Annotated in this window: 13 protein-coding genes; 7 read left to right on the top strand and 6 right to left on the bottom strand. The window is 74.7% G+C overall.

Annotated features, from left to right (window positions below; genetic code table 11):
* Nucleotides 1-2 precede the first annotated feature (2 nt).
* Nucleotides 3-1334 (bottom strand): serine hydrolase domain-containing protein, encoded by a 1332-nt coding sequence (locus ACWDS7_RS16350; protein ID WP_451929966.1) that lies wholly within the window; start codon nt 1332-1334, stop codon nt 3-5.
* A gap of 30 nt (nt 1335-1364) precedes the next feature.
* Here ACWDS7_RS16350 and ACWDS7_RS16345 point away from each other — a divergent pair, with 30 nt between their 5' ends.
* The gene (locus ACWDS7_RS16345) at nt 1365-2288 is read left to right on the top strand and encodes a cyclase family protein (protein WP_306856780.1); all 924 of its coding nucleotides are present in this window, start codon (nt 1365-1367) and stop codon (nt 2286-2288) included.
* A 41-nt stretch (nt 2289-2329) separates the two neighbouring features.
* Here the strand turns inward: ACWDS7_RS16345 and ACWDS7_RS16340 are convergent, their stop codons facing one another.
* Nucleotides 2330-2929, bottom strand: coding sequence for a TetR/AcrR family transcriptional regulator (locus tag ACWDS7_RS16340; RefSeq protein ID WP_451929965.1), 600 nt, complete (start codon nt 2927-2929; stop codon nt 2330-2332).
* A 109-nt stretch (nt 2930-3038) separates the two neighbouring features.
* On the opposite strand from ACWDS7_RS16340, the gene ACWDS7_RS16335 reads away from it, so the two are divergent.
* Nucleotides 3039-3827 carry an SDR family oxidoreductase gene (locus ACWDS7_RS16335; protein ID WP_451929964.1) on the top strand — a complete coding sequence of 263 codons (789 nt, stop codon included), beginning with the start codon at nt 3039-3041 and terminating at the stop codon, nt 3825-3827.
* A 311-nt stretch (nt 3828-4138) separates the two neighbouring features.
* Complete coding sequence (locus ACWDS7_RS16330) at nt 4139-4876, top strand: sulfite exporter TauE/SafE family protein (RefSeq protein WP_451929963.1); 738 nt, start codon at nt 4139-4141, stop codon at nt 4874-4876.
* Nucleotides 4877-4907: 31 nt separating this feature from the next.
* Here the strand turns inward: ACWDS7_RS16330 and ACWDS7_RS16325 are convergent, their stop codons facing one another.
* From ACWDS7_RS16325 to ACWDS7_RS16315, 3 genes are all read right to left on the bottom strand, one after another.
* The gene (locus tag ACWDS7_RS16325) at nt 4908-6155 is read right to left on the bottom strand and encodes an RNA polymerase sigma factor (protein WP_451929962.1); all 1248 of its coding nucleotides are present in this window, start codon (nt 6153-6155) and stop codon (nt 4908-4910) included.
* A 2-nt stretch (nt 6156-6157) separates the two neighbouring features.
* Complete coding sequence (locus ACWDS7_RS16320) at nt 6158-6520, bottom strand: YciI family protein (protein WP_306856787.1); 363 nt, start codon at nt 6518-6520, stop codon at nt 6158-6160.
* A 239-nt stretch (nt 6521-6759) separates the two neighbouring features.
* The gene (locus ACWDS7_RS16315) at nt 6760-7566 is read right to left on the bottom strand and encodes an SDR family NAD(P)-dependent oxidoreductase (RefSeq protein ID WP_451929961.1); all 807 of its coding nucleotides are present in this window, start codon (nt 7564-7566) and stop codon (nt 6760-6762) included.
* 245 nt (nt 7567-7811) lie between these two features.
* On the opposite strand from ACWDS7_RS16315, the gene ACWDS7_RS16310 reads away from it, so the two are divergent.
* The 3 genes from ACWDS7_RS16310 (at nt 7812) to ACWDS7_RS16300 (ending at nt 13805) form a co-directional block, all read left to right on the top strand.
* Nucleotides 7812-9332 (top strand): MFS transporter, encoded by a 1521-nt coding sequence (locus ACWDS7_RS16310; RefSeq protein WP_451929960.1) that lies wholly within the window; start codon nt 7812-7814, stop codon nt 9330-9332.
* Nucleotides 9333-9511: 179 nt separating this feature from the next.
* Complete coding sequence (locus ACWDS7_RS16305) at nt 9512-12589, top strand: BTAD domain-containing putative transcriptional regulator (protein ID WP_451929959.1); 3078 nt, start codon at nt 9512-9514, stop codon at nt 12587-12589.
* A 52-nt stretch (nt 12590-12641) separates the two neighbouring features.
* A complete protein-coding gene (locus tag ACWDS7_RS16300; protein ID WP_451929958.1) occupies nt 12642-13805 on the top strand; it encodes an FAD-dependent monooxygenase in 1164 nt (387 codons plus the stop codon).
* Nucleotides 13806-13920: 115 nt separating this feature from the next.
* Here the strand turns inward: ACWDS7_RS16300 and ACWDS7_RS16295 are convergent, their stop codons facing one another.
* On the bottom strand, nt 13921-14484 hold the full coding sequence (locus tag ACWDS7_RS16295; protein WP_306856792.1) for an ArsR/SmtB family transcription factor: 564 nt from the start codon (nt 14482-14484) through the stop codon (nt 13921-13923).
* Between the two features lie 78 nt (nt 14485-14562).
* Here ACWDS7_RS16295 and ACWDS7_RS16290 point away from each other — a divergent pair.
* Nucleotides 14563-15980 (top strand): alpha/beta hydrolase family protein (locus ACWDS7_RS16290; protein ID WP_451929957.1); only part of this gene is annotated, 1418 nt, incomplete at its 3' end.

The following is a 15980-nucleotide window of genomic DNA, read 5'->3' as shown; positions in this document are numbered from 1 at the left end:
GGCTAGAGGGAGCCGTAGACGGCCTCGGCGAGGCGGTAGGCGCGGAGGCTGTTGGAGACCGCGCCGGTCATCTTGTTCATCGTGTAGCCCATGCCCAGGCCGTGCTCGACGTCGCCGAGCCCCAGGAACCCGCCCATGCCGGTGTGGCCGAAGGCGGACTCCGCCCCCGCGGTGGGGGTGAGGAAGGTCAGGGCCGGGCGCATGTAGCCCAGGCCGAAGGAACTGCCGACGCACAGCACCATGTCCCGGCCGTCGACCCGCCGCCGGACGGCCCCGGCCAGGGTCGCCGGGCGCAGGATCCGCCCGGCGACCAGGTCGCGGTAGAAGCCGGCCAGGCCCCGCGCCGTGGCGACGGCCCCTACCGCCGGCCAGCCCGAGCGGAGCATGACCGGGTGGTTGGCGCCACCCTTCAGCAGGTGGATCGGCGGGTTGCCCAGCGCCCGGTTCATCAGGCTGTCCTTGTCGAGGACGGCCCTGGACATCTCCGTCAGCGGGTCGCCGGGTGGCGCGGCGGCTCCCGACACCCGCGGGACGGCGTCCGGGGCGGCCCCGGACAGCGCCTGTACGCCCCCCGCGGTTCGGGTGCCCTCCGCGGTCCCGGCGGTCCGGGTGCCCTCCGCGGTCCCGGCGGTCCGGGTGCCCTCCGCGGTCCCCGCGGTCCCGGTGTCCTCCGCGGTCCCGGCGGTCCCGCGCCGCTCCCCGGCCGACAGCCGCGCCGCCCGCGCCGCCACGTCCTGCGGCGCGCCGAACCAGAGTTCGAGCCCCAGCGGCGTGGCGATCTCGGCGGTCACGAACTCGCCCACGGATCTGCCCGACACCCGGCGGATCACCTCGCCGAGCAGGAAGCCGTACGTCAGCGCGTGATAGCCGTGCGCGGTGCCGGGCTCCCAGATCGGCGCCTGCCCGGCCAGCCGGTCGGCGATGGCGGCCTGGTCCTCGAACTCCTCCACCGGCACCGGCTCCTCGATCACGGGCAGCCCCGCCTGGTGGGTCAGCAGGTGCTCGACGGTGATCCGCTCCTTGCCGCCGCGGGCGAACTCCGGCCACACGTCGGCGACCGGCGCGGCGACGTCGAGCAGCCCGCGCTCGGCCAGCAGCAGCGCCGCCGTCGCGGTCACCGCCTTGGTGCACGAGTAGGTCAGCGCCGGGGTGCCGCGCTCCCAGGGCCGCCCGCTGTGCCGGTCGGCGACCCCGGCCCACAGGTCCACGACCGGCTCGCCGTCCAGGAAGACCGCGAACGCCGCGCCCAGCTCCTCGCCCTCGGCGAAGTGTCCGTCGAACACCTCGCGCACCCGGGAGAACCGGGGATCGCACTGCCCGTGAACCGCCGTCATGACCGCCCCTCCATGAAAGTGAGCACTTGCTTGGTCACCGAGCCTAACAACTGGGGCCGTTTCGGCCCAGACGACCAGCGCGGCACGCTGAACCTGCTGACCCCCGCGACGGTCCTCGCCGCGCTGGCCTCGGCCGCCACCGGCCAGGTGATCAGCCTGGCCATGCCCCTCAGGGGGGCCACCTCCTCATCCGCCCCCACGACGGTCCCCCACCTGCGCGGCCGCCCGCTGCCGCAGCATTTCATGTCGGTCGACGGCGGCGACTACGCGGCCGGGACCCGCCCGGTCGGCGCGGGTCTCCGCATGGCCGACGACGCCGTCATCGTCACCTGCCACGGCACCACGACCCACATGGACGCCCTGTGCCACATGTGGTCGGGGGAGGAGATCTACAACGGCCATCCCGCCGCCAGGGTCAGATCGTACGGCGCGGCCCGGTGCGGCATCGAGACCGTCGGCGGCGTCGTGGCCCGGGCCGTGCTCTTCGACGTCCCCCGCCACCTGGGCCTGGACCACCTCCCGGTGGACCTGCGCGTCTCCGGCGACCTGCTGCGGGAGATCTGCGACGACGTGCGGCCCGGCGACGTGGCCGTCGTCCGCACCGGCTGGCCCCTGGTCTGGGACAGCTCCCCCGAGGACTACTGGTCCGGCCAGCCGGGCCTGTCGGCCGACGCGGGCCGCTGGCTCGCCTCCCGCGATGTCGCGATGGTCGCCTCCGACAACGCCGCCATCGGCGGCCTCAACGCCCGCCAGCTCGCCGACGAGGGCCTGGAGGACGACCTCCACATGATCCTGCTCTGGCGGCACGGCATCCACCTGGCCGAGATGCTCTGGCTGGAGGAACTGGCCGCGGCGTGCGCCGGCCGTACGGGCGGGGACTTCGTCTTCGTCGCGGCCCCACTCAAGATCGAAGGAGGCACCGGCAGCCCCATCAACCCCCTGGCGATCCTCTAGCGGTCTCGGGCCGGCGGCGGGCCACGGCCGCGGGCGGGAGCTCAGTGGCCGGCGCCGGCGCCCCGCAGGAGAGTGTCCACGACCTGGACGGCGAGGGTGTCGGCGTCGCCCTCGCTCTGCGCGGCCTCGTGGATGAGGGCGTAGTAGACGCGGCGGGTCCACCGGAGATCGGCGTCGGGGCGCAGGACGCCCGCCGCCCGCGCGCGGCGGAACATCTCGTCGCACTTGTCCAGCACGGCGGCGTGGACGCGGGCGACCTCGGGATCGCCCTGCGGGGCCCGGCCCATGGCGAACCCCCAGTCGATCTTGATGCGGAGGACGTTCGCGGTCACCTGGTGGAGGACGACCAGCGGCGGGGCGGTCGAGGAGTGGGCGGCGTCCACGGCCGCGCCGAACTGGCGGGTGGCCCAGGCCGTCATGGCGTCCACGAGCGCCTCGCGGGAGGCGAAGCGGCGGTGGACGGTGGTGCGGGCGACGCCGACGGCCTCGGCGATCTGCTCCATGGTCGCGGCGGGGTTCTTGCTCAGGACCCGCTCGGCCGCCTCCAGGATCGCCAGCACGGTCCGCTCGGCGTCGGCGCGCCGCGCCCGGCCGCCGTGGCCCGCCACGTCGCCCTCCGCCGCGCTCTGCGCCCTCGTCACGGACTGGAGACTACACCAGAGATGCCCTTCCGGCAGTAGTTGCAACATTCATGTTGCAACTACTATGTTCACTGCGTCTTGAGTGATGCAGATTCTGGAAGGGACTCTCATGGACATGGGACTGAGCGGGAAGACCGCCGTGGTGACCGGGGCCAGCCGGGGGATCGGGCTGGCGATCGTGTCCGCACTCACCGCCGAGGGGATGCGGGTGGTGGCCGGCGCGCGCACGGTCTCGCCCGAGCTGAAGGAGACCGGCGCGACCGCCGTGCCGGTGGACCTGTCCACACAGGAAGGTCCGGCGCTGCTGGTCGGCGAGGCGCTGGCGGAGCTGGGTGAGATCGACCTGCTGGTCAACAACGTCGGCGGCGGCGACGTGGGCGAGGGGCAGCTGGGCGGATTCCTCGGCTTCGACGACGGGCAGTGGCTGCACGCGTTCGACCTCAACTTCCTCAGCGCGGTCCGCGCCACCCGGGCCGCGCTCCCCAGCCTCCTGCGGAGCCGGGGGAGCGTCGTCAACATCTCCTCCAACGGGGCCCGGATGCCACACGCCGGCCCCGTCACCTACACCACCGCCAAGGCGGCGCTGACCGCGTTCGGCAAGGCCCTCGCCGAGGAGTTCGGCCCCCGGGGGGTGCGCGTCAACACCGTCTCGCCCGGCGTGGTGCGCACCTCCATGTGGGAGGACCCGGCCGGCTACGGCGCGGAGCTCGCCAGGTCGATGGGGCTGGAGCACGAGCAGGTGCTGGCGCAGCTCCCGGCCTGGACGGGCATGACCACGGGCCGTTTCGTCGAACCGGCCGAGGTGGCCGCCATGGTCGTCTATCTCGCCTCGCCGCACGCCGCCAGCGTCAGCGGCGCCGACCACCTCATCGACGGCGGGTCCGTCAAGACCGTCTGACCCGGGTACGGCGGGCCTGGCGGACGGTGGCGGCGCCCCCGCCGGCGGAGTGCTCCGGCACGCCGGCGCGGGGCCCGGCCGGCCGGAGCGGGATCATGAGGGCGATTCATTCCGAAACCGCACAGCACGGCATGATGTCCTCTGGCCGGTCACAGGGGCGGCCGCACGGCGGCTCCGGGCGGGCCACGTCAGGGGGGGACCATGGCCGGCATCGGACGGGCCCGGGAGGCGGCCGCCGGACGGCGGGGACGGCCCGCGCGCCCGGCGCAACGGGCGCTCCCCGCGCCGGAGCCGCGGCGGCGGCGCGGCTGATGCCCACTCTCGACGCCCTGCAATGGGCGGTGATCCTGCTCTCCCTGTTCCTGGTCGGGTTCTCCAAGACGGGCGTCTCCGGCGCGGGGACGGTGGCGGTGGCGCTGTTCGCGCTCGTCCTGCCGGCCAAGCAGTCCACCGGGATCCTGCTGCCGCTGCTGCTCGTCGGCGACGTGGTCGCCGTGGTCGCCTACCGCCGCCACGCGGACTGGCCGAAGCTGGTCAGGCTCTTCCCGTGGGTGGCCGCCGGCGTGGCGGCCGGCGCGGTCGTCGTCCGCTGGGTCGACGACACGCAGATGAGACGGCTGATCGGCGGGATCCTGCTGGTGATCCTCGCCGTCCACCTGTGGAACCGGCGCCGCGGCCCCGAGGACTCCCTCGCCCACCGCCGGCCGGTGGCCGCCCTCACGGGGTTCTTCGCCGGCGCCGCGACCATGACGGCCAACGCGGCGGGGCCCGTCATGGCCCTGTACCTGCTGGCGGCGGGCCTGCCGATCCTGGGGTTCCTCGGGACCAGCGCGTGGTTCTTCCTCATCATCAACGCGTTCAAGGTGCCCTTCAGTGTCGCGCTGGACCTGGTCACCCCGGCCACGCTCGGGTTCGCCGCGCTGACCTTCCCGGCCGTCCTCGCCGGGGCGGCGGCCGGCCGCGTGGTCATCGGACGCATCGACCGCAAGCTCTTCGAACGGATCACGGTGGCGCTCACGCTGCTCGCCGCGGTGCGCCTGCTCCTGTGAAGCCTCATCCATGGGCCACCGGCGGCCCGGCTCAGCTCCGTCCGGAGGCCAGCCGCGCCGCGCGGGAGGCGAGGTGGCGCCGTTCCGGCGCGCTGGTGGTGCGCCGGGCGGCGTCGCGGTAGGCGTCCGCCGCGCCGTCGTGTTCGCCGAGCAGCTCCAGGAGGTGGGCGCGGGTCGAGAGCAGGCGGTGGTGGCGGGCCATCCGCCGGTCGGACTCCAGATCGGCCAGCAGGGCCAGCCCGGCGGCGGGGCCGTGCACCATGGCGACGGCGACCGCGCGGTTGAGGGTGACCATCGGGTTCGGCGCGACCTGTTCCAGCAGCCCGTACAGCACGAGGATCTGCGGCCAGTCCGTGGCGTCGACGTGCTCGGCCTCGTCGTGGACGGCGGCGATGGCCGCCTGCAGTTGATACGGGCCGACCTGCCCCCGGGGCAGGGTCTGACTGATCAGCTCGATCCCCTCGGCGATGAGCCGGCGGTCCCACCGGCCACGGTCCTGCTCGGCCAGCGGCACCAGGTCGCCGTCGGGGCCGGTGCGTGCGGGGCGGCGCGCGTCGGTGAGCAGCATCAGCGCCAGCAGCCCCGCCGCCTCGCCGTCGTCGGGCAGCAGGCGGTGCAGCATCCGGGTGAGCCGGATCGCCTCGACCGACAGCGCCGGCGCGGTCAGGTCGGCGCCGTCCGTCGCGGTGTATCCCTCGTTGAAGATCAAATACAGCACGTGCAGCACCGCGCCCAGCCGTTCGGCGTGGTCGGCCGCCTCGGGCATGCGCAGCGGGGTGCCGGAGGTCTTGATGGTCTGCTTGGCCCGGCTGATGCGCTGGGCCATGGTCGCCTCCGGGACCAGGAAGGCCGCGGCGATCTGCGCGGTGGTCAGGCCGCCGACGGCGCGCAGCGTCAGCGCGATCCGGCTGGGCGCCGACAGCGCCGGGTGGCAGCACAGGAACAGCAGCGCGAGGGAGTCGTCCCGGTCCGTGCCCGGGTCGGCGTCGGCGGCCCGGCTGAGCAGCTCCGCCTGCGGGGTGGCCAGGGCGATGCGGTCCTCACGGCGCCGCCGTGCCTGTTCGCTGCGGACCTGGTCCACCAGCTTGCGCGAGGCGACGGTGATCAGCCAGCCCCTCGGGTTGTCCGGCATCCCCTCGGCCGGCCACTGGAGCGCGGCGGCGAGCAACGACTCCTGGACGGCGTCCTCACACGCGTCGAAGACGCCGTACCGGCGGACCAGCGCGCCGAGGACCTGCGGCGCGAGCTCGCGCAGCAGGTCCTCGACACCACGGTCCACGCTCACATGTCCGCCGCGGACCCGTGCAGGACCGGCCAGAGCTCGACCGGCTCCACGTCGGCGAAGGGCATGTCCGCCGCGATCTGCTGCGCGCGCTCCTCGCTCTCGCAGTCGAACAGGTAGAAGCTGGCGATGTACTCCTTGGTCTCCAGGTACGGCCCGTCGGTGACCGCCGGGGCTCCACCCTCACGCCGCACGAGCTTGGCGTTGGCCGCGTCCGCCAGGCCGTAGGCGCCCAGCAGCTCCCCGGTCTCCCGATACTTGGCGTTGAACGCCTCCTGCCTGGCGATGGCCTCCGGCCACGCCTCGGCCGGGAAGGAGTCCCACTTGGCCTGGTTGCCATAGATCATCGCTACGTACTTCATCCCGGGTGTCCCCTCGGTCGCGCGTGCCCTGCCGGCGCGCTGTCACCTCTCGGTCGGAGCCGGAGGCAGGTCCTCGACATCCGGTGACAAACTACTCGAACTTCTCTCCCGCGCCGCCGACGGGGACCTCGGTCCCCTGAGCGGCCCGGAGGGACAATCTACGGTCTCCGCCCTCCGCCCGGACCCATGGGGTCGGGGCGGAGCAGCCGGGGAGGTCCGGGCCGGTGGACCCCGGCGGGTCAGACCTCCTTGAGGAACCCGGCGTCGACGGCGAAGTCCGCGCCGGTCGTGCTCGCCGAGCGCGGCGAGGCGAGCAGGGCGATCACGTCGGCCACCTCCTGCGGCTCGACGAGGCGCCCGGTCGACAGCTTCATCATCTCCGGTGCGACGCTGTCCATCACGCTGTCCCGGTCGGTGCCCGCCTGGGCGGCGATGATGTCGGCCGCACCGCCCTCCTCGGTCCACCACGCCGTCCGCACGGGCCCCGGCGAGACGGTGTTCACCCGGATGCCCTGCGGGGCGAACTCCTCCGACAGCGCCTTGGTCAGGTTGTTCAGGCCCGCCTTGGCCGCGTTGTAGTCGACGTTCATCGGGGCGGGCAGCCGGGCGCTGCCCGAGGAGACGTTGACGATCGAACCGCCGCCGCGCTGGAGCATCGGCGGGACGGCGGCACGGATGGCACGGACGACCGAGAACAGGTTGAACTCGAACATCACCCGCCAGTCGTCGTCGGTGGGCGCCAGGAACGAAAAGCGCGGCAGGGAGACGCCGGGCGGCGGACCGCCGGCGTTGTTCACCAGGATGTCGAGCCCGCCGAACTCCTCCACCGCACGCGCCACGACCCGGCCGGGCGCCTCGGGGTCCATCAGGTCGACCGGCACGTGGAGCAGCCCGGCACCGCCGAGCGCCTCAAGCTCCGGGGTGCTCTTGCGCGAGGCCGCCACGACGCGGACCCCCTCGTCGAGCAGGGTGCGCGTGACGGCCAGGCCGATGCCCTTGGAGGCGCCGGTGACGACCGCGACGCGGCCGGAAAGCTGCAGATCCATGGTGTGCCCTTCTCCTCATCAGCCCCTTCCGGCTGGAAGGGGCGCTTCATGGAGCAAAGCTACGGCGGGCGTGCGGCCCGACCCCGGCGAGCTTCAGACCAGTAATTTCAGCTGAATTCGGACCTGTAATCCGGTGCGACCGCCCGGCACATCGACGGCCGAAATACGCCAGCGCCGCGAGTCGCCGCTGGCCAAGGTGGGGCGTCGCCGGCGCGGGCCGGCGATCAGACGCTGGAGATCCCCACATGCCGACCATCACGCCGCCTGCCTGCCCGCCGTGCCCTCCCGGCTCGCGCGGAGTGCCGGACAGGGACCGGAACCGGTGGCGGGCCCTGCCGGTGGTGCTGACCGCGGTCTTCATGACCACGCTCGACTTCTTCATCGTCACCGTGGCGATCCCGTCCACCCGGCGGGACCTGCAGGCCGGCGCGGCCGCGATGCAGTTCGTGATCGCCGGATACGGGCTGGCCTACGCGGCCGGGCTGATCCTGGCCGGACGGCTGGGCGACCTGCACGGACCCCGGCGCGTCTTCGCCGCCGGCCTGGCGCTGTTCACCCTGGCCTCGGCGGCCTGCGCGGCGGCGCCCACCGCGGGCGCGCTGGTAGCCGCCCGGGTCGGCCAGGGCCTGGCGGCGGCGCTGCTGGCGCCGCAGGTGCCGGCACTGCTGACGGTGCTGTACCCCGGCGCCGGCCGGGCCCGCGCGTTCGGCTGGTACGGCGCCACGGTCGGCCTGGCCGGGGTGAGCGGCCAGTTGGTCGGCGGTCTGCTGGTCGCGGCCGACCCGGCCGGGCTGGGCTGGCGCACCTGCTTCCTGGTCAACCTGCCGATCGGGCTGGCCGCGCTGGCCCTGACCCCGCTCCTGCCGCCCGGGGCGGGCGGTCCCGGGCCCGGCGAGAGGCGCCCGGGCCGGCGGTGGCGGGGGCTGGACGGGGCCGGGGCGCTGCTGCTGGCCGCCGGGCTGCTGGCGCTGGCCGGGCCGCTGAGCGTGGGCCGTGAACAGGGCTGGCCGGCCTGGACGTGGCCCGCCCTGGCCGCCGCCGTACCGTTGCTGGCCGGGTTCGCCCGCCGGCAGCGCCGGCGGGCCGCGGCCGGCCGGGCCCCGCTGCTGGATCTGGCGATCTTCCGGGAGCCGGGGTTCGCGCCGGGGCTGGCCGCGGTGCTGGCGCTGTTCGCCTGCTCGGCCGGGCTGCCGTTCGTGCTGGTGCTCTACCTGCAGGACGGCCGGGGGCTGGCGCCGCCGGCCGCCGGCGGGCTGGTGACCGCGCTCAACGCCGGATTCCTGGCCGGCTCGGCCGTCGCCGGGCGGCTGGCCGGCCGGTTGGGCCGGCGGCTGCCGTGCGCCGGCGGCCTGGCGCTGGCCGCCGGGCTGGCCCTGCTGTACCACGCCGCCGCCGGTCCGGTCGGATGGCTGGCGGCCGGACTGGCGGTGGCCGGGACGGGGATGGGATGGGTGATGTCGCCGCTGATCGCGTCAGTGCTGGCCGGGGTGCGTGACCGCCATGCCGCGGTGGCGGCCGGAGTGCTCGGCACCGTCCAGGAGATGGCGGGTGTGCTCGGCGTCACCGCCGTCGGCGCGGTCTTCTTCGCGGTCCTCGACGGCGGGGCCGCCGCGGCCGGGGTGGCCGGGGCGGCCCGGACGGGCCTCGCCGACTGGGCCGGCGCCCTGCGGGCCGGCCTCGCCCTGCTGATCGTCTTCGCCCTCGCCATCCCGGCCCTGGTGAGACTGCACTCCGGGGCGCGCTCCGGGCGTTCCCACCGGGAATGAGGGGCCGAGGCCGCCGGTCATCACCGTGACGGCGCCGTGGTCCACGCCGAGCCTGACCCGGGAGCATCGGTACGGACACGGTGCCGGCCGCCCCCGGCGCGACGGACAGCGGCCGGCCGCGCGGCCGGGGGGTGGGCGGCGGGCCTCGCGGGCGGGACACATGGGACACAATCGGTTCCGTGCAGTTCGGCATCTTGGGGCCGCTGGAGGTCCGGACGGTTGAGGGTGGAGCGGTCTCCGTCGGGGGGCCGCGGCCGCGCGCGCTCCTCGCGCTGCTCCTGCTCGACGCGGGCCGGCTGGTCAGCGTGGACCGGCTGATCGACGGCCAGTACGGCGACGACCCGCCGGCCGGGGCGGCCAACGCGATCCAGGCCCACGTGTCCCGGCTCCGCCGCAACCTCCCCCCTGACCTGATCGAGTTCCACGGGACCGGATACCGGGTCGCGGTCGACCCCGACGACGTGGACGCCCACCGCTTCGAGCGGCTCGCCCGCGAGGGGCGCCGGCTCCTGGCCGCGGGGCACCACGAGCGCGCCGCGAGATCGCTCAAGGACGCGCTGGAGCTGTGGCGAGGGCCCGCGCTGGCGGACGTGGCCGACTCGCCCTTCGCGCCGTCGCAGGCGGCCCGCCTGGAGGAGACACGGCTGGCGGCGCGGGAAGACCTCGTCGAGGCCGAGCTCGCGCTCCCCGAGGGCACCTCGACGGCCGAGCTGCGGCAGTTGGTGGCCGCGCACCCGCTGCGCGAACGGCTGCGCGGCCAGCTCATGCGGGCGCTGCACGCCGCCGGGCAGCAGGCGGCGGCGCTGGCCGTCTTCGACGAGATCAGGCGGCTGCTCGCCGACGAGCTCGGCGCCGACCCCTCGCCCGAGCTCGCGGCACTCCACCTGGCGATCCTGCGCGGTGAGCGGGCGCGCGGGCAGGCGGCCCGCCACCGGCTCCCCGCGCAGCTCACCAGCTTCGTGGGCCGCGCGACGGAGCTGGAGCGGATCGACTCGCTCCGGGACTCCCGGCTGGTCACCCTGACCGGTCCCGGCGGCACCGGCAAGACCAGGCTGGCGGTCGAGGCGGCCCGTCGCCGGGGGCAGGACACGTGTTTCGTCGACCTGTCCCCGCTCGACGACGGCGGCCAGATCCCCCAGGCGGTGCTGGGCGCGCTCGGCCTGCGCGAGGCGGGGCTGCGGCCACCGGACCTCGGCCGGTCCGACGCCGCCGACCGGCTCGTGAGCGCGCTGGCCGACCAGGAGATCCTGCTCATCCTGGACAACTGCGAGCACGTGATCGCACCGGCCGCGGCGCTCACCCGCCGGCTGCTCGACGCCTGCCCGGGGCTGTCCATCCTGTCCACCAGCCGCGAGCCGCTCGGGCTCACCGGCGAGATGCTCGTACCGCTGCCGCCGCTGGCCGTGCCGCCCCCGGGCACGGACCCCGAGGACGCGCTCGCCTACCCCGCGGTGCGGCTGTTCGCCGAGCGGGCCGCCGCCGTGCGTCCCGGCTTCACGATGCGGCCCGAGGTCGCCGAGATCTGCGTGACGCTGGAGGGGTCGCCGCTGGCCATCGAGCTGGCGGCGGCGAGGGTGAGGTCGTTCACCGTGGAGGAGATCGCCGCGCGCCTGAACGAGCACGGCCGGTTCACGCTGCTGTCGCGCGGCGACCGCACCGCGGCGGTCCGCCACCAGACGCTGCGCGCGGTGGTGGAGTGGAGCTGGAGCCTGCTCGGCCCCGAGGAGCAGACGCTGGCCAGACGCTTCTCGGTGTTCTCCGGGGGCGCGTCCCTGGAGGCGGTCGAACGGGTCTGCGGGACCGGCGAGGTGCTGGCCGACCTGGTGGACAAGTCCCTCATCGAGGCAAGTGACGGCCGCTACCGGATGTTCGACACGATCCGCCTGTTCTGCGCGGAGCGGCTGGCGGAGGCCGGGGAGGGGGAGCGGCTGCGCGACGCTCACGCCACCTACTTCCTCGACCTGGCGCAGCGCGCCGAGCCGTGGCTGCGCCGGGCCGAGCAGCTCCGATGGCTGGCCCGGCTCTCCGCCGAGCACAGCAACCTGCAGGCCGCGCTGCGCCACGCCACACAGGGCGACCCCGAGACGGCGCTGCGGCTGATCGCGGCCCTGGCGGCGTACTGGTGGCTGAGCGGGCGGCGCGGCCAGGCGGCCTCGTCGGCGCTGCGGCTGCTCGAACGGTTCGGCTCCGGGCCGCCCGAGGCGCTGGACGAGGAGTACGTCATGTGCGTGCTGCAGGCCGTACCGAATGTCTCGCCGGAGCAGTGGGCGCGGGCCGAGGAGATCATGCGGTCACTGGACCGGGAGCTGCGGCACCCGTTCGCGAACGTGCTGTGGGGCATGGTCGCGGGACCGTCGGATCCGGAGTCCACCCTGAGGCGGGGGCGGCTGCTCGGCTCCGATCCGTGGAGCCGGGCCGTGTCCATGCTGGGGGAGTCCCTGGTGCACCTGCTCGACGGCAGGGTGATCGACGCCGAGCGGGGGCTGGAGTCGACGCTGTCGGGCTTCCGCGCCGCGGGCGAGCGCTGGGGGATGGCGCAGGGGCTCGAATGGCTGGGGCTGATCTCCAACTGGCGGGGCGACTGGGCGCGGGCCAGGCGGCTGTGGGGACAGGCGCTGGACCTGCACGGGCAGCTCGGCGCCCTGGACGAGATGGCGGACGTGCTCTGCCGCAGGGCCGGCGGGCTGCTGCGCGAGGGCGACCTCCCCGCGGCCCGCGCCGACCTGCACCGCGCCGCCGAGCTGGTGCGCAGGACGGGCACGTCGCACCGGTCATCCCTGGTCGAGCTGGGATGGGGCGAGCTCACCCGGTTGTGCGGCGACCACACCGAGGCGCGCGAGCACTACACGGCGGCGCTGGAGGCCGTCAGCCCCGGCACCTACGCCGCCGAGGGCATCAGGCCACTCGTGCTCACCGGGCTGGGGCGGCTGGCCCAGGCCGGAGGCGACCTCGCCGAGGCCAGGGAGCGCCACCGCGAGGCGCTCTCGCTGGCCCGCGCGCTGGCAGCGGTGGCGACGGATCTCGCCGAGGTCGTCGAGGGGCACGCCGGGCTGGCCCTGCTCGAAGGCGCCGCCGGGCGGGCGGCGTTCCTGCTCGGTGTGGGGGTGGCGCTGCGCGGCATGGCCGTCACCGGCGACCGCGACGTCGCCGGGACCGCCGCGGGCGCCACGGAGCTCATCGGCGCGCAGGCGTTCGCCGCGGAGTTCGCCAGGGGCGCCGCGCTGGGCCGGGAGGAGGCGCTGACAGTCCTCCCCTGACTGTCAGCCGGCTGTCTCCGGCCTGTCAGCGCCCCCGGCGAAGCTCACTGACATGACAGACACCAACGTCCTGATCTCCGGCGCCAGCATCGGCGGTCCCGCGCTCGCCCACTGGCTCATCCGCTACGGCTACAACGTGACCGTGGTCGAGAAGGCCCCCGCCCTGCGGCCCGGCGGGCAGGCCGTCGACTTCAAGGGCGAGACGCACCTCGCCGTGCTGGAGCGGATGGGCGTCCTGGAGGACGTGCGGCGGCTGCAGACCGGTGGGACCGACCAGGAGCTCGTCGACGCGGACGGCCGCACGCTGGCGGTGATGCCCGGCGAGTTCACCGGCGGCGAGCTTGAGATCATGCGCGGCGACCTGTCCCGGCTGCTGTACGACAGGACCGCCGCCGCCGGGTGCGAGTACGTCTTCGGCGACTCCATCACCTCCCTCACCGAGACCGCGGGCGGCGTGCACGTCACGTTCGAGCGCGGCGCCCCCCGGACCTTCGACCTGGTGGTGGGCGCGGACGGGATCCACTCCAACGTCCGGCGCCTGGCCTTCGGCCCCGAGTCCGACTACGTCCGCTTCCTCGGCCACTACTACGCCCTGGTCGATCTCCCCGCGGGTTTCGAGAACGCCGCGAAGATGTACAACGAGCCGGGCAGGATGGTCGCCCTCGGCGGTCCCAAGTCGCCCGCGTTCTTCGTCTTCGCCTCGCCGCGGCTGGACTACGACCGCTACGACACCGAGGAGATGAAGCGGATCCTGATCGACGCCTACGCCGGGATGGGCTGGCGCACCCCCGCCGTCATCGAGGCGGTACGGCACGCCGACGACTTCTATCTCGACTCGATCAGCCAGGTCCGGATCGACCACTACGCCAAGGGCCGGGTGGTGCTGCTCGGCGACGCCGCCTACGGCAACACGCTGGGCGGCTTCGGCAGCGGGCTGGCCATGGTCGGCGCCTATGTCCTGGCCGGCGAGCTCGCGGCGGCCGGAGGGGACCACCGCGTCGCCTTCCGGCGCTACGAGGAGGAGTTCCGCGACTACGCCAAGGTCGCCCGGAAGGGCAACGCCGGTCCCTTCCTCGCCCCCGGCACGCCGGGCCGGATCCGGATGCGGAACTGGATGTTCAAGTACGGCTTCCTGCTGAAGATCATGATGAGGATGACCGACAAGTTCGCCACCAACATCACGCTCAAGGACTACTCGGCCCTCGTGCCCCGGTGACCCCGGACGCCGGGCGGACCGTCCGGGCCGCGCGCTCCCGGTCCGCCGGCGCCGTGCCCGGCGGGCCTCTCGGGGCGCCGCTCCCCGGGGCCGCCGACCGGCTCCCGGGGCGGGGTCAGCTCTCGTCGGCCGGGAAGGCGAAGAGCCGGACGTACAGGGGCCGTGCGTCCGGCGGCGCGTCCTCGGCCCGGTGGCTGTACTTCATCAGCAGGGCGACGTAGGCGTCGAAGAACTCCTCGAACTCCGTCATGGTCATCCGGCCGAGGCCGCGCGACGCCTTGACCCACTCGGGATCGCGCCGGTAGAGCTCGGGGAGCCGGTCGAGCAGCCCGCGGTCCTCCTCCCAGCCGATCCGGTGGAACTCGGCGAGCACCGGGCGGTCCTCGGGGGCCAGCCGGTCGGGGGTGGGCAGCCGCATGTCCCTGGGCGTCTCGGCCCTGCGCCACCAGCGCTCCCGGCCGCCGGAGCGCTCCGGGATCTCCTCGATGAAGCCGCATTTCTCGAGCTGCCGCAGGTGGTAGCTCGTCGTGCCCGTCTTGGCGCCGAGCAGCTCGCCGAGCGTCGTCGAGGTGGCGGGGCCGTGCAGGCCCAGGTGGCGCAGCATGAGCCGCCGCATGGGGTGGGCCAGTGCCTTGAGCTTCGCCGGATCGTCGAGTGTGAACGACTCCTCATCCTTCATGATGAACAGCCTAGTCCTGCAGAAGGATATCTGCAGACAGTCCTTTGCCGATAAATCTCTGCAGAATATATTCGGCATATGAGACCGATCCTCCCGGCGACGGCCCTCGCCCTCTGCCTGCTCACCGCCCCCGCCGCCGCGGCCGTCACGGCCGTCACGGCCGCGCCCGCGGTCGCCGCCGCCGTGCCCGCCGCCGCCGTGCCCGGGGGCGCCGAGTCCATGGCCGCCATGCCCGGGGGCGCCGCGGCCATGGCCGTCACGCCCGCTGCCCCCGTGCCCGCCGCCGTCGCGCCCACCCCCGCCGGACCCTCCGACCTGGCCGTGCCCTCCGACCTGAGGGCGGTGGAGGTGAGCTTCCGCGGCAGCGGTGGCCTCACCCTGCACGGCACGGTCCTCTCGCCCGCCACGGCGGGGCCCGCCCGGCCCGGCATCGTCCTGGTGCACGGCGCGGGTACGGGCACGCCCCGCACGAAGCTCATGGGCGAGGCCGTCGAGTTCGCCCGCCGGGGCCTGGCCGTGCTGATCTACGACAAGCGCTCCGAGGGCTACTCGCTCTTCCGGCGCTCCTACTCGCAGCTCGCCGACGACGCGCTCGGCGCCGTGGCCGCGCTCCGCTCCCAGCCGGGCGTCGACCCGGCGAAGGTCGGTGTATGGGGGCTCAGCGAGGGCGGCTGGGTCGCCCCGATCGCCGCCTCCCGCTCGGCGGACATCGCCTTCGTCGTGCTCGTGGGCGCCAACGCGCTGCAGCCGCTGCGGCAGCAGACCTGGGCCGTGGCGGCGGGGCTGCGCAAGGCGGGGGTGTCGGGCTCGCTCGTCGACCGGGCCGAGCTCAACCTGTACCGGACGATCGCCGACGGCGGCATGTTCCCCGAGCCCTACCACGACCCCGAGCCGACCCTGGCCGCGGTGAGGCAGCCGGTGCTCGGCGTCTGGGGCACCCACGACCTGCTGACCCCTCCCCGGGAGACCCCGCCGCTGCTCGCCGCGGCGCTGGAGAAGGGGGGCAACCGGCACTACACCTTCCGCTTCTTCCCCGACGCCGAACACGCCGCCCACCGGACCCCCGACGGGGGCGTCACCCGGCTGCCCGAGCTCGCCCCCGGCTACGCCGACCTGGTCGGCTCCTGGGTGGCGGACGTCACGGCCGGCCGGGCGCCGGTGGCGCGGGTGTCAGGGCCCGCCCCGGTGCAGGAGTCGCCGACCGTCCCGGTCGACCCCCCGTCCTGGTGGGAGTCGGCGGCGCTCCAGCTCGCGGTCCTGGTGGTGCTGGTGGCCGCCTTCGCCGCCTACCCGGTGGTGGCGCTGGTGCGCCGTCTGCGCGGCCGCCGGCCGGCTCCGGCGGCCGGGGCCGCGAGGCTGCTCAGCGCCGGAGGGCTCGTGGCGGTGTTCGGCTCGTTCTCCTACCTGTTCTACCTGATGATGACCGGCGGCAAGCTGGCCGCGCCCGGTCCCGTCGTGGCCGGGCGCCCGCTGATCTGGCTGGCGCTGCAGGCCCT

This window comes from Streptosporangium sp. NPDC003464, assembly GCF_053588315.1.
This window is presented reverse-complemented; position numbering and strand designations above follow the sequence as displayed.